The organism is Pseudogulbenkiania ferrooxidans 2002, from assembly GCF_000174355.1.
Taxonomy (GTDB): Bacteria; Pseudomonadota; Gammaproteobacteria; order Burkholderiales; family Chromobacteriaceae; genus Pseudogulbenkiania; species Pseudogulbenkiania ferrooxidans.
The window spans coordinates 387,196-408,363 of record NZ_ACIS01000004.1 but is presented as its reverse complement, the minus strand read 5'-3'; the positions used below and the strand labels follow the sequence as shown (position 1 = coordinate 408,363).

The 21,168-nt window shown below is 66.1% G+C and carries 14 protein-coding genes and 1 pseudogene; 9 read left to right on the top strand and 6 right to left on the bottom strand.

Translation table 11 applies throughout. The features are described 5' to 3' along the window. Window positions 1-141: 141 nt before the first annotated feature. The 6 genes from FURADRAFT_RS09250 to FURADRAFT_RS09225 all read right to left on the bottom strand — a co-directional run bounded on the left by FURADRAFT_RS09250 (window position 142) and on the right by FURADRAFT_RS09225 (window position 6,400). A complete protein-coding gene (locus FURADRAFT_RS09250) occupies window positions 142-2,445 on the bottom strand; it encodes a Tex family protein (protein WP_008953874.1) in 2,304 nt (767 codons plus the stop codon). Between the two features lie 57 nt (window positions 2,446-2,502). Then, a complete protein-coding gene (locus FURADRAFT_RS09245; protein ID WP_008953873.1) occupies window positions 2,503-2,859 on the bottom strand; it encodes a SpoIIAA family protein in 357 nt (118 codons plus the stop codon). Between the two features lie 36 nt (window positions 2,860-2,895). Further along, window positions 2,896-3,783 (bottom strand): DMT family transporter, encoded by an 888-nt coding sequence (locus FURADRAFT_RS09240; protein ID WP_008953872.1) that lies wholly within the window; start codon window positions 3,781-3,783, stop codon window positions 2,896-2,898. A gap of 31 nt (window positions 3,784-3,814) precedes the next feature. Further along, on the bottom strand, window positions 3,815-4,699 hold the full coding sequence (locus FURADRAFT_RS09235) for a DMT family transporter (RefSeq protein ID WP_008953871.1): 885 nt from the start codon (window positions 4,697-4,699) through the stop codon (window positions 3,815-3,817). After that, window positions 4,696-5,223 carry a hypothetical protein gene (locus tag FURADRAFT_RS09230; RefSeq protein ID WP_008953870.1) on the bottom strand — a complete coding sequence of 176 codons (528 nt, stop codon included), beginning with the start codon at window positions 5,221-5,223 and terminating at the stop codon, window positions 4,696-4,698. The genes FURADRAFT_RS09235 and FURADRAFT_RS09230 overlap by 4 nt, the downstream gene beginning before the upstream one ends. Before the next feature lie 67 nt (window positions 5,224-5,290). Further along, window positions 5,291-6,400 carry an aromatic ring-hydroxylating oxygenase subunit alpha gene (locus FURADRAFT_RS09225; protein WP_008953869.1) on the bottom strand — a complete coding sequence of 370 codons (1,110 nt, stop codon included), beginning with the start codon at window positions 6,398-6,400 and terminating at the stop codon, window positions 5,291-5,293. Between the two features lie 530 nt (window positions 6,401-6,930). On the opposite strand from FURADRAFT_RS09225, the gene FURADRAFT_RS09220 reads away from it, so the two are divergent. From FURADRAFT_RS09220 to hrpA, 9 genes and pseudogenes are all read left to right on the top strand, one after another. After that, window positions 6,931-8,133 (top strand): acetate/propionate family kinase, encoded by a 1,203-nt coding sequence (locus FURADRAFT_RS09220; RefSeq protein WP_008953868.1) that lies wholly within the window; start codon window positions 6,931-6,933, stop codon window positions 8,131-8,133. Between the two features lie 15 nt (window positions 8,134-8,148). After that, window positions 8,149-10,236 (top strand): phosphate acetyltransferase, encoded by a 2,088-nt coding sequence (pta, locus tag FURADRAFT_RS09215; RefSeq protein ID WP_008953867.1) that lies wholly within the window; start codon window positions 8,149-8,151, stop codon window positions 10,234-10,236. Window positions 10,237-10,405: 169 nt separating this feature from the next. Continuing rightward, complete coding sequence (locus FURADRAFT_RS09210; protein WP_008953866.1) at window positions 10,406-11,887, top strand: methyl-accepting chemotaxis protein; 1,482 nt, start codon at window positions 10,406-10,408, stop codon at window positions 11,885-11,887. Between the two features lie 114 nt (window positions 11,888-12,001). Then, the gene (locus tag FURADRAFT_RS09205; protein WP_008953865.1) at window positions 12,002-13,006 is read left to right on the top strand and encodes a sulfate ABC transporter substrate-binding protein; all 1,005 of its coding nucleotides are present in this window, start codon (window positions 12,002-12,004) and stop codon (window positions 13,004-13,006) included. Window positions 13,007-13,250: 244 nt separating this feature from the next. Further along, a complete protein-coding gene (gene cysT, locus FURADRAFT_RS09200) occupies window positions 13,251-14,087 on the top strand; it encodes a sulfate ABC transporter permease subunit CysT (protein ID WP_008953864.1) in 837 nt (278 codons plus the stop codon). Next, a pseudogene (gene cysW, locus FURADRAFT_RS09195) lies at window positions 14,087-14,961 on the top strand (sulfate ABC transporter permease subunit CysW). The gene cysT and the pseudogene cysW overlap by 1 nt, the downstream one beginning before the upstream one ends. A gap of 106 nt (window positions 14,962-15,067) precedes the next feature. Beyond that, entirely contained in the window at window positions 15,068-16,150 is a 1,083-nt protein-coding gene (locus FURADRAFT_RS09190; protein WP_008953862.1) for a sulfate/molybdate ABC transporter ATP-binding protein, read from the top strand. Then, the gene (locus FURADRAFT_RS09185) at window positions 16,147-17,082 is read left to right on the top strand and encodes a CysB family HTH-type transcriptional regulator (protein ID WP_008953861.1); all 936 of its coding nucleotides are present in this window, start codon (window positions 16,147-16,149) and stop codon (window positions 17,080-17,082) included. Before FURADRAFT_RS09190 ends, FURADRAFT_RS09185 begins: the two co-directional genes overlap by 4 nt. Window positions 17,083-17,207: 125 nt before the next feature. Then, the gene (gene hrpA, locus FURADRAFT_RS09180; protein WP_008953860.1) at window positions 17,208-21,152 is read left to right on the top strand and encodes an ATP-dependent RNA helicase HrpA; all 3,945 of its coding nucleotides are present in this window, start codon (window positions 17,208-17,210) and stop codon (window positions 21,150-21,152) included. Window positions 21,153-21,168 lie beyond the last annotated feature (16 nt).

The following is a 21,168-nucleotide window of genomic DNA, read 5'->3' as shown; positions in this document are numbered from 1 at the left end:
TCAACACTTTTTGGGAGGAAATATCCTCTCCCCCATCTCGATTACAGGTAAGACCCTGGCGAACAAAGGAAAAGTTGAAAAACGCCGCCCACGAACTTCGTGGACGGCGTCGTTTCAGGACATTTGATCGACTGCGACGGCTTAGCGCTGGCGCAGCTTGGCGAAGGCGGCCGCCATGGCGGTGTCGCCCGCTGGCTGCGCTGCCGGCTTGCGATTGTCGCGCCCGCGCGGCGCGTCGGCGCGGGACGACGGACGGGAACCGGCACCGACTTCGTCATCGAGACGCATGGTCAGCGCGATGCGGCGGCGCTTGACGTCGACCTCCTGCACCTTGACCTTGACCACGTCGCCGGCCTTGACCACCTTGCGCGGGTCGTCGATGAACTTGTTGGACAGCGCCGAGATGTGCACTAGGCCATCCTGGTGTACGCCGATATCGACGAAGGCGCCGAAGTTGGTGACGTTGGTCACCACGCCTTCCAGCACCATGCCCGGCGCTAGGTCCTTCAGGTCCTCCACCCCTTCCTGGAAGGTGGCGGTCTTGAACTCGGGCCGAGGGTCGCGGCCGGGCTTGTCCAGTTCCTTCAGGATGTCCATGACGGTAGGCACACCGAAACGCTCGTCGGTGTAGTCGTGCGGTTTGAGCGTCTTGAGGAAGCCGCTGTCCCCCAGCAAGGATTTCACTTCGCGACCGCAGCGCGCGACGATCTTTTCCACCACCGGATAGGCCTCGGGGTGCACCGACGAGGCGTCGAGCGGATTGTCACCGCCGGTGATGCGCAAAAAGCCCGCCGCCTGCTCGAAGGTTTTATCGCCCAGACGCGGCACCTTGAGCAGCTGGCTGCGCGTGCGGAAGGCGCCGTTCTGGTCGCGGTAGCTGACGATATTGGCGGCCAGCGTGCTATTGAGGCCGGACACCCGCGCCAGCAGCGGTACGGAGGCAGTGTTGACGTCGACGCCGACGGCGTTCACGCCGTCTTCGACCACGCCGTCCAGCGCGCGGGCCAACTGACTTTGGTTGACGTCGTGCTGGTATTGACCGACGCCGATCGACTTGGGATCGATCTTGACCAGTTCGGCCAGCGGGTCCTGCAGGCGGCGGGCGATGGAGACGGCGCCACGCAGACTGACGTCGAGGTCGGGAAATTCCTTGGCGGCGAGTTCGGACGCCGAGTACACCGAGGCACCGGCTTCGGACACCACGATCTTGGTCAGACCGAGTTCGGGGTGACGCTTGATCAGATCCTGCGCCAGCTTGTCGGTTTCACGACTGGCAGTGCCGTTGCCGATGGCAATCAGCTCGACCTTGTGCCGTGCCGCCAGCACCGCCAGCTCGGCGATGGAACGATCCCAATCGTTTCGCGGCGCGTGCGGGTAGATGGTGCTGGTGGCGACCACCTTGCCGGTGTTGTCGACCACCGCGACCTTGGTGCCGGTGCGCAGCCCCGGGTCGAGACCGAGCGTCGGGCGCTGGCCTGCCGGGGCGGCCAGCAGCAGATCGTGCAGATTGGCCGAAAACACCTTGATCGCTTCGGCGTCGGCGGCTTCCTTGACCCGCGATACCAGTTCCAGCTCGAGCGACAGGAAGATCTTGGCGCGCCAGGTCAGACGCACGGTGTCGAGCAGCCACTTGTCGGCCGGGCGGCCGGCGTCGAGCACGCCGACGTGGGCGGCGATGAGCTGCTCGTAGGCGGAGCGCTCGGTGATCGGCGTTTCGTCCGGCTGGTATTTGATGGCGACCGACAGCACGCCCTCGTTGCGACCACGCAGCAGCGCCAGCGCGCGGTGCGAGGGGGTGGAGCGGATCGGCTCGCGGTGCGCGAAGTAGTCGGAGAACTTGGCGCCCTCTTCTTCCTTGCCGGCCACCACACTGGCGGCGAGCTCGCCCTCGCTCCACAGTTTGTCACGCAGACGGCCGAGCAGTTCGGCGTCTTCGGCGAAGCGTTCGATCAGGATGGCACGCGCGCCGTCGAGCGCCGCCTTGGCATCGGCAACGCCCTTGCCGGCGTCGACGTAAGCCTCGGCCGCGGCCGACGGGTCCTGCGACGGGTCGGCCAGCAGGCTTTCGGCCAACGGTTCGAGCCCGGCCTCGCGGGCGATCTGGGCCTTGGTGCGACGCTTGGGCTTGTAGGGAAGATAGAGGTCTTCCAGCGTGGTTTTGTTGTCGGCACCGTACAACGCGGCCTGCAGCTCGGGGGTGAGCTTGCCCTGCTCGGTGATGCTGTTGAGGATGGCGTCGCGGCGCTCGTCGAGCTCGCGCAGATAGCGCAGACGTTCGTCCAGCGTGCGCAGCTGGGTATCGTCGAGCCCGCCGGTGACTTCCTTGCGGTAGCGGGCGATGAAGGGAACGGTGGCGCCACCGTCGATCAGTTCGACCGTGGCAGCCACCTGGGCTTCGCGGACGTTGAGTTCTGCCGCGAGGCGGCGGGCAATGCTAGGCAACATCGGCTTTGTTCTTGTCGTCGGAAAAAAGCCGATACTGTAGCCCGTCTGCCCGCAAAATCAAGCGGCGACAGGCCCCGCCAGCCAGGCCTGGGCGGCTTCGGCCGTGTCGAAGTACTGCACCTTGGTGTGCGACATCAGGCCGGCGATGTGCGCGGCGAGCTTGATCCAGACGTCTTCGACCACGATGGCGACGCGCCCGAGCTCCTTGTCGTGGGCGCGGACGAAGCGTAATTCCTCGACCGCCATGTCGATGGTGAAATCCTTCAGCTCCGAGAGGTCGAGGAAGATATCGGGCTTGCCATGCTCGGCAATGCGCTTCATCAGTGCCACCTCGAGCTCCTTGAAGTCTTCCAGGGTGAATTCGTTGAACAAGGCCACATCGAGGCCGTAATCCTGCTCGCGAATGGAGATCATGCCTTTGCTCCTGAGGTGAGGGGACTCATTGTTATTCTAGCGCCGGCTGGCGAGGATGCCGCTGATCACGATCAACGTCATCGCGACGAAACTGGCCAGCGTCAGGCTATCTTGCCACACCAGCACGCCCAGCAGGGTGGAAAACACCACGGTCAGATAGGACAGGTTGGCCGCCACCAGCTTGCGGCCGACCTTGTACGCCCGCGTCATCGCCAGTTGCGCCACCGTGGCGGTGAGGCCCAGCCCCAGCAGCAGCCAGACGTTGGTGGCGGTGACGGCATGCCAGCGGTCGAACTGCATCAGGACGGCGCCGCCGACAGTGGAAATCAGCGCGAAGTAGAACACCACGCGCCATTCCGGTTCGCCCAGCCGGCCCAGTTCGCGCACGTGCAGGTAGGACCACCCCGCGAGCAGGCCGGAGCCCAGACCGAGCAAGCCCGCCTCCCAGCGCTCGCCGGCCAGCGTAGGCCGCAGCAGCAGCAGCACGCCGACGAAGCCCAGCGCCAGTGCGGCCACAGCCCTGGCGGAGAGGCGTTCGCGCAGCACCAGCACCGACAGCAGGGCGAGGAACAACGGCGAGGTGTAGTTGAGCGTGACCGCCGTGGACAGCGGCAGGTGGGCGATGGCGTAGAAGTACAGCAGCAGCGAGATATAGCCGATCAGTCCACGCTGCACGTGGTAGCGCAGATGCGGCGTGACGAAGCGCTCACGGCGCCAGCACGCCGCCACACCGAGCGTCAGGGTGCCGAAGGCCGTGCGCCAGAACACCAGTTCCGTCGAGGAAAAATGCTGGGCGCCCAGCTTGACGAACAGCCCCATCAGGCCAAAGAACAGCGCGGCGACCACCATCCACGCCGACCCGAGGCGCCAGCGGGAAACGGGAACGTCGGGAGCGGCCAGCGCCGGCTCGGTAGGTTTCATCATGTTGCAATAGAAAGGATTGGACGAAGCGGGTTCAGCGGCGCGCCGCCAGCACGCCGGAAAAAACGATCAGCAGGATGCCGGCCAGCGCCTCGAGCGGCAGCACGTCGCCCCACAGCAGCACCCCCAGCACCGCGGAGAACGCCACCGTGAGGTAGGCGAAGCTCGCCACCAGGAACTTGCTGCCGTCCTTGTAGGCGCGGGTCATGGCGAGCTGGCCGCACATGCCGGTGAGACCGACACCCAGCAGGGGCCAGAAGGTCTCCGCGCTCAACGGGGTGAAGCCGGGGCCGAGCAGCAACAGTACCGCACCGAATACCGAGGAGATGGCGAAGAACCAGAACACGACGCGCCACGGCGCCTCCCCCATCTTGCCGAGTTCGCGCACCTGGAATACGGCGAATCCGGCACTGGCGCCGGAGGCCAGCCCCATGGCGGCGGCAAACCACATGTCGCTGGCAAAGGTTGGCCGAAGCAGCAGCAGGATGCCTCCAAACCCCACCGCCAGGGCCAGCGCCGCGGTGCGCGTCAGCGGTTCTTTCAGCCGCACCAGGCAGATCAGGGTGAAGAACAGCGACGAGGTGTAGTTGAGCGTGATGGCGGTGGCGAGCGGCAGGTGCGTCAGCGCGTAGAACAGCAAGCCCATCGACACGTAGCCGATCAGGCTGCGCTGCAGGTGCCCGCGCCAGTTGGGCGTCAGCGGATTGCGCCGGCGCGCCACCATCACCCCGCCCAGCATCAGCGCGCCGAACAGGGTGCGGTAGAACAGCAGTTCGAGCGCGCCGAAGGAGCGCCCGCCGACCTTGACGAAGACGCCCATGAGCGCGAAGAACAGCGCCGCCACCACCATCCAGCCGGCTCCCAGGCGGCCGCTGCGCAGGCGCTGCCAACCCGGAGCCCAGGCCACGACCCGGTTCATGAGCGGCCCTTCTGCACCACCAGCGACAGGCAGACCGACTCCAGCGAGCGGCGGTAGGTGTGGTACTCGGAGGCATTGGCGGCGCAGCGCGCCTCGATCACGTCATGCTGCCCGGTCAGCAGGAACACCTGCAGGTTGCGGCGCATGATCCACAGGCTGTCGGAAACGAACTGTCCTTCACGGTAGCTCACGGTGAGGCGTCCGGCGGTCGGCACCCATCGCACCAGACTGGCAGCCTCGCGATCACCCTCGGCACGGCGGTAGCGTTCGGCCAACGTTTCCAGCGTTTCGCCACGCGCCAGATGTCGTCGGTGGATTTCCACGCTGATCGCCGCGCGTTCGCGCTCGTCGGCCTTGGGTGGTACCACGCGCAGCGTGCGCACGCCATCGACGCGGGTGACGCGCACCTTCCAGCCGGTCGGGACGGTGAAGCTCAGGCGGTCAAGCGGGTCGAGATAGGCCGCTTGTGCCGCAACGGCGAACAGCAGCAGGAACAGCGCGAGAAGGCGGGAGGTAGCAGGCATTACCGGATCGGATAAACAAAAAGGCGCGGAAACCCGCGCCTCGCCATTGTGCACCGAATCACCGGGCTTAGCCAGCCAGGTGCTCGCCCATCAGGCGCCGGTAGAACTCGTGGAAGTGCTGCATGCCGTCTTCAGTCGGCGACTGGTAGGGACCGACCTCGCTCTCGCCGCGCAGCCACAGCGCCTTGCGCCCCTGGTGCATGCGATAGCAGATTTCGTCGTCTTCCTTGGCGGTTTCGAAGTACGCCGCCTGCTCGGCCTCGATGAATTCCGGCTCGAACCACACCACTTCTTCGGGATAGTAGAACTCGGTGATCACGGTGCACTTCTCCGGGCCGCGCGGAATGGCCACGCTGGCCACCAGCACGTGCGGATACCACTCGATCATGATGTTCGGGTAGTAGGTGAGCCAGATCGCGCCGAATTCCGGCTGGCGCTCGGCGAAGCGACGCAGCACTTCGTCGTGCCAGGCACCGTAGACCTTGGAGCCGGGACGGGCCAGCTTGTTCTTCACCCCGACCGTCTGCACGTGGTACTGGTCGCCCCATTCCCACTTGAGATCGCCGCAGTCGACGAAGTGACCAAGGCCGGGATGGAACGGATCGACGTGGTAGTCCTCGGAATAGACCTCGATGAAGGTCTTCCAGTTGAAGTCGTACTCGGTGACGTGGGCGCTGTGGAAGGCGTAGCCCTCGAAGCTCAGGTGCTTGGCCACGGCGAGCTTGGCGAGGTCGGCGGCGACATCGCGGCGGGCGTCGAACAGCAGGCCGTTCCAGCTGGTGAGCGCGGTCTGGCCCAGGTTGAGGCACGGCGTCTGCGGGAAGTGCGGCGCGCCGACCAGGCTGCCGCCCTTGTCGTAGGTCCAGCCGTGCAGATTGCACACGATGTGGTTACCGTTGCCGCGCCCCTGGTAGATGGTGGCCTGGCGATGGCGACAGACGTTGGAGATCAGCTTGACCTCGCCGTCGACGCGCTTGAGCATCTTGCCGTGGTCCATCCAGGCCAGCGTCTGGTAGTCCCCTTCGTTGGGCACCATCAGTTCGTGGCCGTAGTATTGCGGCGCATCGGCGAACAGCAGCTTTTGCTCCAGTTCGTAGAACGCCGGGTCGAAATAGGTATAAACGGGTAGCTGAGCGGCAGACGCTTGAAGCAACTGCGGTGAAGCCAGATCAGACATTATTCCCACACCTCCGTGGAAGAAGATATAAGACCAGCCGAATCTCGCTGTTAAGAAGACGAGTTTACGGAACAGATTCAAAAAAACACAAAGGACCCTGCCGGGTCCGAGGCCGGGATTGTGCCCCCATTCCCCTGCCCCGGCAAGCTTTTTTTACCGCGCCAGAAGACGCGGAGAGGGGGCCTTGTCGCCAATTTCCGGCATCGTTGCGCCACAAATTCAATTTACGCTTTTTTCCCGCAACAAATCAGAGTCTTGTACATTTGATGCAGCGCAACATTAGCATCCGATAATGTGCTATAGTCTGCGCCGCACACACTTCGACACAGTCACGCCAGGTGCCGTAACACAACCGCCACCGGGCCACGCCCTGCAGGCACTACCCGCCAACACACACCGGCGGGCAGCCATGCCACGGGGACGACTCGCCGCCGCCGGCCCAGACCGCGGCCTGCGAGCCGACTGTTTGTCGAAACACCACGGGAGACGCGTTTTTTTATCATTCACCCGTAATTTGCAAGACTAAGCCTATGAGTTCGAGCATTCTCGTCATCAACTGCGGCAGCTCCTCGCTGAAATTCGCCCTCATCGACACCACCACGCAGCACGCCAGCCTGACCGGCCTCGCCGAAAAGCTGGGGCTCGACGACGCCCAGATCACCTTCAAGCATCAAGGCGAGAAAACGGTGCAGACGTTGGCCGAAGGCAACCACGCCGCGGCGATGCGTGCCATCCTCGCCCAACTGCAAGGGCGCGGACTGTTCGACAGCGTGCAGGCCATCGGCCACCGCGTGGTGCACGGCGGCGAACGCTTCAAGGCCTCCACCCTCATCGATGACGAGGTGATCGCCGCCATCGAAGACTGCGCCCGCCTGGCGCCGCTGCACAACCCGGCCCACGTGCTGGGCATCCGCACCGCCATCGCCTGCTTCCCCGGCCTGCCGCAGGTGGCGGTGTTCGATACCGCCTTCCACCAGAGCATGCCGCAGCGCGCCTACCTCTACCCGGTGCCGATGGCGCTGTACCGCGAGCACGGCGTGCGCCGCTACGGCTTTCACGGCACCAGCTACCGCTTTGTCAGTGCCGAAGCCGCACGCATGCTGGGCAAGCCGCTCGAGGAAACCGCCCTGGTCTGCGCCCACCTCGGCAACGGCGCCTCGGCGGCGGCCATCCTCGGCGGCAAAAGTGTCGATACCACCATGGGGCTGACTCCGCTCGAAGGCTTGGTGATGGGCACCCGCTCCGGCGACGTCGACCCGGGGCTGTTCGGCTACCTGGCCAGCGAGCTGAAGCTCGACGTCAACGCCATTACCGAACTGCTGAACAAGCAGAGCGGGCTGTTGGGTCTGTCGGAGCTCTCGAGCGACTGCCGTGAACTGGAAGACGCCGCCCTGGCCGGCGACGGCGCCGCGCAGCTGGCGCTGGAGGTGTTCAGCTACCGTCTGGCCAAGCAGATCGCCGCCCTGACGGTGGCGCTGGGCCGGCTCGACGCGGTGCTGTTCACCGGCGGCATCGGCGAGAACTCGTCCTACCTGCGCGAACGCGTGGTCAAGCTGCTGGGCTTCCTCGGCCTGCGGCTGGACACCGATGCCAACGATCGCTGCGTGCGCGGCCAGGCGGGCTGCATCACCGCGCCGGGCTCGGTGCCGGCGCTGGTGATCAACACCAACGAAGAACTGATGATCGCGCTGGACACCGCCGCCCTGGCCACGCCCGCCGCCCTCACCCGCTAAGACAGGAACGATTTCATGCAGACCTTCTTTCTGGCCCCGCTGGGCTTTGACGCCGGGCTGACCTCGGTGGCGCTGGGCATGATCCGCGCGCTGGAGCAGGCCGGGCTGCGCGTCGGTTTCGTCAAGCCGATCGCCCAGGGTGCCGGCCATCACGAACCCGAGCGCTCCACCCACTTCGCCCGCGCCATCTGTCACCTGGCCTCGCCGGAGCCGCTCACGATGGAGCGGGTGGAGCATTTCCTCAGCCAGGGCCAGGTCGACCAGCTGATGGAAGAGGTGGTCAGCCTGTACCAGCAGGCGGCCCGCAACGTCGACGTGGTGATCGTGGAGGGACTGGTGCCGGACCAGAAGCACCCCTACTCCACCTTTCTCAACACCCGGATCGCACGCAACCTGCAGGCGCAAACCATCCTGGTCGGCGCCGCCGACAAGCTGGCCAGCCACGAGATCGCGGAACAGCTGGAAATCAGCATCCAAGCGTTCGGCGGCGACCACGGCAGCACCGCCGGCTACATCCTCAACCGCGTCTCGAAGCAGCATGACACCGCGCAGATGGCGCTGGAGATCCTGGAGTCGAGCCAGGCGCTGCAGCACAACCGCCTGCCGCTCTTGGGCGCGATTCCGCTCGAACCCGAGCTGTTGGCGCCGCGCACGCTGGACGTGGCCAACTATCTCAAGGCGCGCCTGGTGCACGCCGGCCAGATGACGCGCCGCCGCGTGCGCAGCACCGTGATCACCGCGCGCACCGTGCCCAACATCGTGCACCTGCTGAAACCGGGCGCGCTGATCGTGACGCCGGGCGACCGCGAGGACATCGTGCTCGCCACCGCCATGGCCAGCATGAACGGCGTGCCGCTGGCCGGCTTGCTGCTGACCTGCGACGCGATGCCGGATCCGCGCATCCAGCAGCTGTGCCACCAGGCCTTCACCAGCGGCCTGCCGGTGCTGGCTTCGGAGTCGAACACGCTGGAAACCACCAGCCTGCTGACCAATATGAGCCTGCAGGTGCCGGCCGACGATTTGGAGCGCATGGAACAGGTGATCGACTTCGTCGCCGAGCACCTCGACGCCAAGGCGCTGCGCAACCGTGTCGGCGCGCCGCGCGAGCACCGTCTGCCGCCCCCGGCGTTCCGCTTCCAGCTGATGGAAAAGGCGCGCCAGGCCAACAAGCGCATCGTGCTGCCGGAGGGCAACGAGCCGCGCACCATCAAGGCCGCCGCGATCTGCCACGAGAAGCGCATCGCACAGTGCGTGCTGATCGGCAGCCGCGCCGAGATCGAACAGGTGGCCGAGGCGCAAGGCGTGGCACTGCCGGCCGACATCGAGATCATGGACCCGAACGAGGTGCGTGGCCGCTACATCGAGCCGATGATCGAACTGCGCAAGAACAAGGGCCTCAACGCGCCGATGGCCGAGCAGCAGCTGGAGGACAACGTGGTGCTGGGCACCATGATGCTGGCGCTGGACGAGGTGGACGGCCTGGTGTCGGGCGCAGTGCACACCACCGCCAACACCATCCGCCCGGCGCTGCAGCTGATCAAGACCGCGCCCGAGGCGAAACTGGTGTCGTCGGTGTTTTTCATGCTGATGCCGGAGCAGGTGCTGGTCTACGGCGACTGCGCGGTGAACCCGGACCCGAGCGCCGACGAACTGGCCGACATCGCCATCCAGTCGGCCGATTCCGCCGCCGCCTTCGGCATCCCGCCGCGCGTGGCGATGATCTCCTACTCCACCGGCTCGTCCGGCAGCGGCGACGACGTGGAGAAGGTGCGCGAAGCGACGCGGCTGGCGCGCGAGAAGCGCCCCGACCTGATCATCGACGGCCCGATGCAGTACGACGCCGCCAGCGTGGAGAGCGTCGGCCGGCAGAAGGCACCGGACAGCCCGGTGGCAGGCCGCGCCACGGTGTTCGTGTTCCCCGAACTCAACACCGGCAACACCACCTACAAGGCGGTGCAGCGTTCGGCCAACGTGGTCAGCGTCGGCCCGATGCTGCAGGGGCTGAGAAAGCCGGTGAACGACCTGTCGCGCGGCGCGCTGGTCGACGACATCGTCTACACTATCGCGCTGACCGCGATCCAGGCCGACCAGCAGGCTGGCTGAAGCCGCCCCGCTCCCGCCCGGCGTGGTGAAACACACCACGCCGCGGCTCGACCCGTTGCATCAATCAAACACTTGTTTTAGATTGATGCAACGGGTTTTTTACGTTTGCACGCCCCGAAAAACACACAACAAACAACGACATAACAATCGAGGAACGGGAGGATTCAACATGGCTATCCGCCACATTACCGAATGGTTCATTCCGGATCGGGTGCGCGAGTCGCACGAGCTGGCCATCCGCGCCCGCACCGTGATCAGCGTCGGGCTGCTGGCCGGGCTGATCGTGCCGGTGTTCGCGCTGTCCTATTTCGAGCTGCACCACCCGGCCATGGCCTGGGGTCTCCTGGCCGGCGGCGCCGGCCTGCTGCTGGGCCCGGTGCTGCTCAAGCTCACCGGCGCCATCCGCTTCACCGCCGAGTTCACCATCGGCTGCATGTTCGCGCTGGTGGGCTGGATGGGCTACGTCAACGGCGGCATCCTGTCGTCCAGTGTGGTGTGGTACGCCTCGATCCCGTTCACCGCGATCTTCGTCGGCGGGCGGCGCTCGGGCGTGGCGTGGACGCTGCTGACGCTGCTCGCCATCGGCCTGTTCCTGCTGCTCGAGAGCGATCCGGGCGCCCTGCCCGAGGTGCCGATTCCCGCCGATGAGCATCCCAGGCTCCTGGCCAAGTCGCTGGCCGGCCTGTCGCTGGTGGTGCTGAGCCTGGCCTGGGCCTTCGACAAGGCCAAGGCGCAGGGCTTCCAGAAACTGGAGACGGCGCGCACCGAAGCCGAACGCGCCACCCAGGCCATGCAGCAGATGATGGAGCAGGTGAGGCGCTCGATCCACGCCGCCGCCTCGGCCAGCCGCGAGATCGCCAGCAGCACCACGCTGATGGCACGCACCATGGCCGAGCAGCGCCAGCGCACCGAAGACATGGTGGTGTCGGCGCAGCAGATGGCGGTGGTCACCGGTGAAAACACCGAGCAGTCGATCAGCGCCACGCGCATGGCGGAGGACGCCGGCCAGGCCGCCAGCCTGGGCGGGCAGGCCATGGACCAGGCGGTGGAGCAGCTCAACCAGGCCGGCCAGGTGATCTCGCATGCCGCCATCCAGCTCGAGGCGCTGGAAAAATGCAGCGCCGAGGTGAGCGGCATCGTGCAGCTGATCCGCGACATCGCCGAGCAGACCAACCTGCTGGCGCTCAACGCCGCGATCGAGGCGGCGCGCGCCGGCGAATCGGGACGCGGCTTCGCCGTGGTGGCGGACGAGGTACGCAAGTTGGCCGAAAGAACGCAGGGCGCCACGCTCGAGATCGAGCAGAAGATCCGCCTCATCGTCGACGGCACCAACCAGTCGGTCGACGCCATGCGCGACGGCAACACCCAGATGCAGGCCGGACGCAGCCACGCCCTGGCGGCGCAGGACAGGCTCGCCGGCATCATCGGCGACACCCACCGCCTGGGCGGGCTGCTGCGGCAGGTGTCGAGCGCCGAGGCCAGCCAGAACCAGGGCTTCGTCCAGTTCGCCGGCACCATCACGGCGATGGGCGAAGCCACGCGCACGCTGACGGCGGAAACCGAGACCATCGCCGACGCCACCCACCGCCTCGACGGCCTGATCGACGAGCTGGGCGCCAGCGTCAGCCAGTTCCAGCACCAGGCCGCCTGAACCGCGCGGCGCCAAATCAGCGCAAGGAATTTGCTTTGCCGTTTTTCTTGGTTCGGGAAACAAAACGGCGTGGCTACAGTGGTGACCATTCCAAACCGAAACAGGAACCGCCCCATGTCCTTGCGCACCTTCACCGTTCTGGCCTCCACCCTCACCCTGCTGGGCGCCGCCGCCCCGGCCCTGGCCGACGTCTCCCTGCTCAACGTCTCCTACGACCCGACGCGCGAGCTGTACCAGGACTTCAACACCGCCTTCGCCAAGTACTGGAAGGCCAAGACCGGTGAAGCCGTCAGCGTCAAGCAGTCGCACGGCGGCTCCGGCAAGCAGGCGCGCGCGGTGATCGACGGTCTGGAGGCCGACGTGGTGACGCTGGCGCTGGGCTACGACGTGGACGCCTTGAACACCGAAGCCAAGCTGATCCCGCCGAACTGGCAGAAACGCCTGCCCAACAACGCCTCGCCGTACACTTCGACCATCGTGTTCCTGGTGCGCAAGGGCAACCCCAAAGGCATCCACGACTGGAACGACCTGATCAAGCCGGGCGTGGACGTGGTGACGCCGAACCCGAAAACCTCCGGCGGCGCACGCTGGAACTACCTGGCGGCGTGGGGTTACGCACTGAAGCAGCCGGGCGGCAACGACGCCAAGGCCAGGGACTTCGTCAAGAAGGTCTACCAGCACGTCAAGGTGCTGGATTCCGGCGCGCGCGGCGCCACCGTCACCTTCACCCAGCGCGGCATCGGCGACGTGCTGCTGGCGTGGGAAAACGAGGCCTACCTCTCCACCAAGGAGCTGGGGCCGGACAAGTTCGACATCGTCACGCCTTCGGTCTCCATCCTGGCCGAGCCGCCGGTCAGCGTGGTGGACAAGGTGGTCGACAAGCACGGCACGCGCAAGGTGGCCGAGGCCTACCTGCAGTACCTGTACAGCCCGGAGGGCCAGGAGCTGGCGGCGCAGAACTACTACCGTCCGCGCGACGCCAGGATTGCCGCCAAGTACGCCAGCCAGTTCAGCAAGGTGAAGCTATTCACCATCGACCAGGTGTTTGGCGGCTGGAGCAAGGCGCAGAAGACCCACTTCGCCGACGGCGGCGTGTTCGATCAGATCCAGGCCCGCTAAGCCGACACCGCCTCCGCTCAGCCGTTCTCCACTTCATCACGCCGCGTCGTCCGACCGGCGTGTTTTTTTTGTTATCGACAGGCATTCCGGTTATCGGCACCTGCCCGATTCCCTTTTCTGGAATTCGAATAAGCATCGAAGAATTCCTTATTTTTAGAATAAGGGAACTGCTTATATGCTGGTTTCGGTTATTAAGGGGGAGCCGCCATATGTCCAATCGTTCACCAAGCAAGGGAGGTAGCGCATGAAGTCCGCCACCCTCCCGCGCGTCTTGCCGGGGTTCACGCTGTCACTGGGCTACACCATCAGCTACCTGTCGCTGATCGTGCTGATCCCGCTCGCGGCGGTGTTCATCAAGACCGCCGCCATGCCGCTGGACGCGTTCTGGCAAACCGTCACGGCGCCGCGCGTGCTGGCCTCGTACCGCCTGAGCTTCGGCATGGCGTTGCTGGCCGCCGCCATCAACAGCGTGTTCGGCCTGCTGTTGGCGTGGTCGCTGGTGCGCTACCGCTTTCCCGGCAAGAAGCTGGTCGATGCCCTGGTCGACCTGCCGTTCGCCTTGCCCACCGCGGTGGCCGGCATCGCGCTCACCGCGCTCTACGCCGGCAACGGCTGGATCGGCCGCCATCTCGAGCCGCTGGGCATCAAGGTGGCATTCGGCCCGCTCGGCGTGCTGGTGGCGCTTGTGTTCATCGGCCTGCCCTTCGTGGTGCGCACGGTGCAGCCGGTGCTGGAAGACCTCGACACCGAGCTGGAAGAAGCCGCCACCAGCCTCGGCGCGCACCGCTGGCAGACCTTCCGCCACGTCATCCTGCCGGCACTGCAGCCGGCGTTGATGACCGGTTTCGCGCTGGCCTTCGCGCGCGCCGTCGGCGAGTACGGCTCGGTGATCTTCATCGCCGGCAACATCCCGATGGTGTCGGAAATCACCCCGCTGATGATCATCAGCAAGCTCGAACAATACGATTACCGCGGCGCCACGGCGATTGCCAGCGTGATGCTGGTGGTGTCCTTCCTGCTGCTGTTGGCGATCAACGGGCTGCAGGCGTGGCAAGCGAAACGTAGCGGGAGGAGCGCGTAATGAGTGCAACTGTCAGCAATCTGTACGCCCAGCACGACCGCGCCGCGCTGCTGGAAAGCCGCCAGGCCACCCGTGAAAACCCCTGGGTCAAGGCCGGCATTCTGGTGGCGGCACTGGGCTTCTTCGCCGTGTTCCTGCTGCTGCCGCTCGCGGTGGTGTTCGTCGAGGCCCTGGCCAAGGGCTGGGGCACCTATCTCGAGGCGCTGACCGAGCCCGATGCCCGCTCGGCGATCTGGCTCACGCTGAGCGCGGCGGCGATCTCGGTGCCGCTCAACCTGGTGTTCGGCGTGGCGGCCGCCTGGGCGATCACCCGCTTCGAATTCCGCGGCAAGCAGCTCCTGATCACGCTGATCGACCTGCCGTTCTCGGTGTCGCCGGTGGTGGCAGGCCTGGTCTACGTGCTGGTGTTCAGCAACCACGGCTGGTTCGGGCCGTGGCTGTCCGAACACGACATCAAGATCATCTTCGCCATCCCCGGCATCGTGCTGGCGACGGTGTTCGTCACCGTGCCGTTCATCGCCCGCGAGCTGATCCCGCTGATGCAGGCGCAAGGCCGCGAGGAAGAAGAAGCGGCGGTGGTGCTGGGCGCGCGCGGCTGGCAGGTGTTCTGGCACGTCACGCTGCCCAACATCCGCTGGGCGCTGCTGTACGGCGTGATCCTGAGCAACGCCCGCGCCATGGGCGAGTTCGGCGCGGTGTCGGTGGTGTCCGGGCACATCCGCGGCGAGACCAATACCCTGCCCTTGCACGTCGAGATTCTTTACAACGAGTACAACTTCGCCGCCGCCTTCGCCGTGGCTCGCTGCTGGCCATGCTGGCGCTCTTGACCCTGGTGGTGAAAAGCTGGGTGGAATGGCGCGCTCGGCGCGACTGACAAGCTGGCCTCCTGCGTTGTTGCGTCGCCTTCTGGATGGCGCACCCGGCAGGAGCCGTGGCACTGATTTTTGTTAGCCCGCCAAGGCGTGGCTAAGGAGGGCAATATGAGCATCCAGGTACAGAACATCCACAAGGCCTTCGGCCACTTCGTCGCGCTGGACGACCTCAGCCTCGATTTTCCCAGCGGCGAGTTGGTCGCCCTGCTGGGTCCATCCGGCTGCGGCAAGACCACCCTGCTACGTGTCATCGCCGGGCTGGAACAGGCCGATTCCGGCAAGGTGCTGCTGGACGGTGAGGACGCCTCGGACACCCACGTGCGCGAACGCCAGGTCGGCTTCGTGTTCCAGCACTACGCGCTGTTCCGCCACATGACGGTGTTCGACAACGTCGCCTTCGGCCTGCGCATGAAGCCGCGCCAGGAGCGCCCGTCCGAAGCCGAGATCAAGCGCAAGGTGCACGAACTGTTGCAACTGGTGCAGCTCGACTGGCTGGCCGACCGCTTCCCGGCCCAGCTCTCCGGCGGCCAGCGCCAGCGCATCGCGCTCGCCCGCGCCCTGGCGGTGGAGCCGCGCGTGCTGCTGCTGGACGAGCCGTTCGGCGCGCTCGACGCCAAGGTGCGCAAGGAACTGCGCCGCTGGCTGCGCCGCCTGCATGACGAGCTGCACATCACCTCGATTTTTGTCACGCACGACCAGGAAGAAGCACTGGAGGTGGCCGACCGCGTGGTGCTGATGAACCACGGCATGGTGGAACAGATCGGCACGCCGGACGAGGTCTATCGCCACCCGGCCACCTCTTTCGTCTACGGCTTTTTGGGTTCGGCCAACCGCTTCGAGGGGCGCCGCACGGCAGGCGGCATCGATGTCGGCGGCACGCGCCTGGCGGCCCAGGCCGACCATGCCGGCGAGGACAGCGAGGTGGTCGCCTTCGTGCGCCCGCACGAACTGGAAATTCGCCTGGAGCAACAGGATGCCGGCATCCCTGCGCGCATCACCCGCGTGCTCAGCGTTGGCGCGCTTACCCGCGTCGAACTGGAAGGCAGCGGCAGCCAGGACGGCCAGCACTACGACGTCGAACTCCCGTACGAGACCTGGCACGCCCAGACCTTCACCGCCGGCCAGCAGGTGCGCCTGCAGCCACGCGCCTTGCGGGTGTTCACCCACAACGAAACGGCAGGACGAGCATGAACTTTCAGCAACTGCGCATCATCCGCGAGACGGTACGGCAGAATTTCAACCTCACCGAGGTCGCCAACGCGCTGTTCACCTCGCAATCGGGCGTCAGCAAGCACATCAAGGACCTGGAGGACGAGTTGGGCGTCGAGCTGTTCGTGCGCAAGGGCAAGCGCTTCCTCGGCCTGACCGATCCCGGCAAGGAACTCCTGACCATCGTCGAGCGCATGCTGCTCGACGCCGGCAACGTCAAAAGGTTGGCCGAACAGTTCAGCCAGCGCGACCAGGGCCAGCTCACCATCGCCACCACCCACACCCAGGCGCGCTACGCCCTGCCCAAGGTGGTGACGGCGTTCAAGCAGGCGTTCCCCAAGGTACACCTGGTGCTGCTGCAGGCGAGTCCGGACGAACTGGTGCGGTTGCTGCTGGACGGCCAGGCCGACATTGGCATCGCCACCGAGGCCATCTCGGCGGTGCCGGAACTGGTGTCCTTCCCCTACTACCGCTGGCACCACACCGTGATCGCGCCGCCGGGCCACCCGCTGCACGGCGTCAAGCCGCTGACGCTGGAGGCGCTGGCCGACTACCCGCTGGTCACCTACCACGAAGGCTTCACCGGCCGCGCCCAGATCGACCGCGCCTTCGCCGAGGCCGGGCTGGTGCCGGACGTGGTGATGGCGGCACTCGACGCCGACGTGATCAAGACCTACGTCGAGCTGGAAATGGGGGTGGGCATCGTCGCCTCGATGGCGGTCGACGCGCAGCGCGACCAAGGCGTGGCCGAAGTGGACTCGGTGCCGCTGTTCGGCCACCAGACCTCGCGCATCGCCGTGCGCCGCGGCCATTACCTGAGGAGCTACGCCTACCGCTTCATCGAGCTGTGCTCGGCGGAGCTCGACGAGACCACGGTGTGCCAGGCACTGGTGCCGGCGGCGCAGCCAGATTAGAGCGGCCCCGGGTCGCCTGCCCGCGTCCGCTGCGCGGGCGGGCGCTTTCCGGCCCGCGCGCGGCGTCTGCCCCACCCCCGCCTCTGCTATACTCGGCGCTTTCCCGTTTTCGCCGTTCTTTACGCATGACCACCACCCGCCCGCTGGCCGAACTGAAGGCCGCTCTGCCCTCCTGCCTGATCCGCGACCGTCACGGTCTGAAACGCAAGCTGGCCGACGTCGAACAACGGCTGAAGAAACAGCAGCCGACCGACAAGCTGCTGGCCGACGTGGCGCAGCAGATAGCCCGCTCGCAGGGCCGCGCTGAAGCGCGTTCGGCCAACCTGCCCAAGCCGGAATTCGACCTCGCGCTGCCGGTCAACCAGAAGCGCGAGGAAATCCGCGCCGCCATCGCCAAACACCAGGTGGTGATCATCTGCGGCGAAACCGGCTCGGGCAAGACCACGCAGATTCCCAAGATCTGCCTGGAACTGGGACGCGGCGTGTACGGGCTGATCGGCCACACCCAGCCGCGCCGGCTCGCCGCACGCTCGGTGGCGACACGCATCGCGCAGGAATTAGGCAGCGAACTGGGCGCCCACGTCGGCTTCAAGGTGCGCTTCACCGACAAGCTCTCGGACAAATCCGTCATCAAGCTGATGACCGACGGCATCCTGCTGGCGGAAACCCAGACCGACCGCTACCTCGAAGCCTACGACACCATCATCATCGACGAGGCGCACGAGCGCAGCCTCAACATCGACTTCCTGCTGGGCTACCTCAAGCAGATGCTGCCGCGCCGGCCGGATCTGAAGGTCATCGTCACCTCGGCCACCATCGACGCCGAGCGCTTCGCTCGCCACTTCGACGGCGCCCCGGTGATCGAGGTCTCCGGCCGCACCTTCCCGGTGGAGGTGCGCTACCGCCCGCTCAAGGAGCGCGACGAGGACGAGCGTGAAGTGGAAATGGAAGACGCCATCGTCGATGCGGTGGACGAAATCTCGCGCCACGGCCCGGGCGACATGCTGGTGTTCCTGCCCGGCGAGCGCGAGATTCGTGACACGGCGGAGAAGCTGCGCAAGTCCGGCATCCGCGGCTACGAGATCCTGCCGCTGTTCGCCCGCCTCTCCAACGAAGACCAGCAGAAGATCTTCAAGCCGTCGGGCGGACGGCGCATCGTGCTCGCCACCAACGTGGCGGAAACCTCGCTCACCGTGCCCGGCATCAAGTACGTGATCGACACCGGCCTCGCCCGCCTCAACCGCTACTCGCCACGCGCCAAGGTCGAGCAACTGCAGGTGGAAAAGATTTCCCAGGCAGCCGCGCGCCAGCGTGCCGGCCGTTGCGGCCGGGTCGAGGCCGGCGTCTGCGTGCGCCTCTACGGCGAGGACGACTTCAACGCCCGCCCGGCATTCACCGACCCGGAAATCGTGCGCTCCAACCTCGCCGCCGTGATCCTGCGCATGGCGGCGCTGCGCCTCGGCCGCGTCGACGACTTCCCCTTCCTCGAGGCGCCGTCGTCGCGCCTGATCGCCGACGGCTACCAGGTGCTGACCGAACTGGGTGCGGTGGATGAGAAGAGCGAGCTGACCCCGGTCGGCAAGGAACTGGCGCGGCTGCCGATCGACCCCAAGATCGGCCGCATGCTGCTCGCCGCGCGCGATCTCGGCTGCGTGCGCGAGGTGCTGATCATCGCCGCCGCGCTCTCCATCCAGGATCCGCGCGAGCGGCCGTTCGAGGCGCGCGAGGCGGCCGAGCGGGCGCAGCAGAAATTCGCCGACGAAAAATCGGACTTCCTGTCCTTCCTGCACCTGTGGGATTTCTTCCAGGACGCGCTCAAGCACAAGAAGTCCAACCGCCAGCTCATCAACCTGTGCCACGAGCATTTCCTGTCCTATCTCAGGATGCGCGAATGGCGCGAACTGCACGGCCAGCTGGCCGAAATCGCCGCCGAGATGGGGCTGATCCAGCGCCATGAGGCGCACGCCGACGCCGAGCCTTCGGCCAACCTCGAGCAGCTTAGCGTCAAGAAGCGCCAGCAGCTCGACGCCGTGGCCTACGAGCGCCTGCACCAGGCGCTGCTCACCGGCCTGATCGGCAACCTCGGCATGAAATCGCAGGAGAGCGACGACTACCTCGGCACGCGCGGCGTGCATTTCCACGTCTTCCCCGGCTCCGGCCTGAAGAAGGCCAAGCCGAAGTGGCTGGTGGCGGCCGAACTGGTGGAAACCACCAAGCTCTACGCCCGCTGCGTCGGCAAGGTCGAGCCGGAGTGGGTGGAAAAACTCGCCCCGCACCTGATCAAGTACCACTACTTCGACCCGCACTGGGAAAAAACCCGCGGTGAAGTGGTGGCGAGCGAGCGCGTCACGCTCTACGGCCTGACCCTGGTGCCGCGCCGCCCGGTCAGCTACGGCCGCATCGCGCCCGAGGAAGCGCGCGAACTGTTCATCCGCGGCGCGCTGGTGGCGATGGAGTATGCCAGCAACGCCCCTTGGTTCCAGCGCAACCAGCAGCTCATCCGCGAAGTCGAGCAGCTCGAACACAAGGCGCGGCGCCAGGACGTGCTGGTGGACGAAGACGCGCTGTTCGCCTTCTACGCCGAGCGCATCCCGGCGCACGTGGTCGACGCCGCCAGCTTCGAAGCCTGGCGCAAAGAGGCCGAGCAGGCCGACCCCAAGCGGCTGTTCCTGACGCGCGAAGAGCTGATGCGCCACGCCGCCCAGCACGTCACCGTCAACCAGTTCCCGGAATGGCTCGAGCACGAAGACGGCAAGCTGCGCCTGAAGTACCGCTTCGAACCCAACCACCCGCTCGACGGCGTCACTGTGGACGTGCCGCTCGCCATCCTCAACCGGCTCGAGCCGGCGCCGTTCGAATGGCTGGTGCCCGGCATGATCCGCGAAAAGCTGCAGCTGATGATCAAGAGCCTGCCCAAGCAGGTGCGCCGCACCTGTGTGCCGGTACCGGATTTCGTCACGCGCTTCCTTTCGGCCAACCCCGACACCACGCAGCCGATCGCCCCGCAGCTGGCGCGCTTCATCCTGCGCGAAACCGGCGGCGTGAAAGTGGCCGTGGACGACTTCGACCTCGCCACGCTGCCCGCGCACCTGCTGTTCAACTTCCGCGTCATCGACGACGGCAAGCAGGAAATCGGCCTCGGCCGCGACCTGCTCGCCCTGCAGAAGCAGTTCGGCCAGGCCGCGCAGCTCACCTTCCGCGACACCTCGGCCGAGTTCGAGCGCGACGACGTCACCAGCTGGGACTTCGGCGAACTGCCGGCGGCGATCCAGTTCGCCCGCGGCCGCCAGCAGCTCACCGGCTACCCGGCACTGACGCTGGAAACCGACAAGGTGGCGATCCGCCTCTACGACACCGAATACGCCGCCCAGCGCGCCCACCGCCAGGGCGTGGTGCGGCTGCTGCAGCTGCAGCTCAAGGAGCAGATGAAGCAGCTCGGCAAGGGCCTGCCCGGCATGACCCAGCTCGGCCTGCAATTGCGGGGCGTGGCCAACATCGACGACCTGCTGGCCGACGCCATCGCCTGCATCTGCGACCGCGCCTTCATCGGCGACGACGAGCCGCCGCGCACCGAGAAAGCCTTCAACGACCAGAAGGCACGCGCGCGCACCCGGCTGCCGGCGGTGATCCAGGCGGTGACCGCCTACCTCAACCAGATCGCCGGCGAATACCAGGCGCTGCAACCCAAGCTCGCCAAACACAAACTCGGTCGCGAACTGACCGAACAACTCGGCCGCCTGGTCTACAAGGGCTTCCTCTCCGCCACGCCGTGGAGCCAGCTGCCCCACCTGCCGCGCTACCTGAAGGCGATGAGCCTGCGCATGGACAAGCAGGTGGCCAACGCTCAGCGCGACGGCCAGCGTGCCGCCGAGATCCGCCAGCTCTGGACGCTGTGGGAAACCCGCCTGGCCGAAGCCGAAGACAAGGGCGAGGCAACCCCGGCGCTCGCCGAGTTCCGCTGGAAAATCGAGGAGTTGCGCGTCAGCCTGTTTGCTCAGGAGCTGAAAACGCCTTACCCTGTTTCGCTCAAGCGTTTAATGAAAGAATGGGAATCCATTTCGGGTAAATAAGTCCCCCACCTTGTTT

Excerpts from the sequence above, each read along its gene's own strand:
- FURADRAFT_RS09225 (WP_008953869.1), bottom strand. The coding sequence starts at position 6,400 with ATGTCTGATCTGGCTTCACCGCAGTTGCTTCAAGCGTCTGCCGCTCAG.
- cysT (WP_008953864.1), top strand. The coding sequence starts at position 13,251 with ATGAAGTCCGCCACCCTCCCGCGCGTCTTGCCGGGGTTCACGCTGTCA.
- FURADRAFT_RS09245 (WP_008953873.1), bottom strand. The coding sequence starts at position 2,859 with ATGATCTCCATTCGCGAGCAGGATTACGGCCTCGATGTGGCCTTGTTC.
- FURADRAFT_RS09230 (WP_008953870.1), bottom strand. The coding sequence starts at position 5,223 with ATGCCTGCTACCTCCCGCCTTCTCGCGCTGTTCCTGCTGCTGTTCGCC.
- FURADRAFT_RS09210 (WP_008953866.1), top strand. The coding sequence starts at position 10,406 with ATGGCTATCCGCCACATTACCGAATGGTTCATTCCGGATCGGGTGCGC.
- FURADRAFT_RS09220 (WP_008953868.1), top strand. The coding sequence starts at position 6,931 with ATGAGTTCGAGCATTCTCGTCATCAACTGCGGCAGCTCCTCGCTGAAA.
- FURADRAFT_RS09190 (WP_008953862.1), top strand. The coding sequence starts at position 15,068 with ATGAGCATCCAGGTACAGAACATCCACAAGGCCTTCGGCCACTTCGTC.
- FURADRAFT_RS09240 (WP_008953872.1), bottom strand. The coding sequence starts at position 3,783 with ATGATGAAACCTACCGAGCCGGCGCTGGCCGCTCCCGACGTTCCCGTT.
- FURADRAFT_RS09185 (WP_008953861.1), top strand. The coding sequence starts at position 16,147 with ATGAACTTTCAGCAACTGCGCATCATCCGCGAGACGGTACGGCAGAAT.
- FURADRAFT_RS09205 (WP_008953865.1), top strand. The coding sequence starts at position 12,002 with ATGTCCTTGCGCACCTTCACCGTTCTGGCCTCCACCCTCACCCTGCTG.
- FURADRAFT_RS09235 (WP_008953871.1), bottom strand. The coding sequence starts at position 4,699 with ATGAACCGGGTCGTGGCCTGGGCTCCGGGTTGGCAGCGCCTGCGCAGC.
- pta (WP_008953867.1), top strand. The coding sequence starts at position 8,149 with ATGCAGACCTTCTTTCTGGCCCCGCTGGGCTTTGACGCCGGGCTGACC.
- hrpA (WP_008953860.1), top strand. The coding sequence starts at position 17,208 with ATGACCACCACCCGCCCGCTGGCCGAACTGAAGGCCGCTCTGCCCTCC.
- FURADRAFT_RS09250 (WP_008953874.1), bottom strand. The coding sequence starts at position 2,445 with ATGTTGCCTAGCATTGCCCGCCGCCTCGCGGCAGAACTCAACGTCCGC.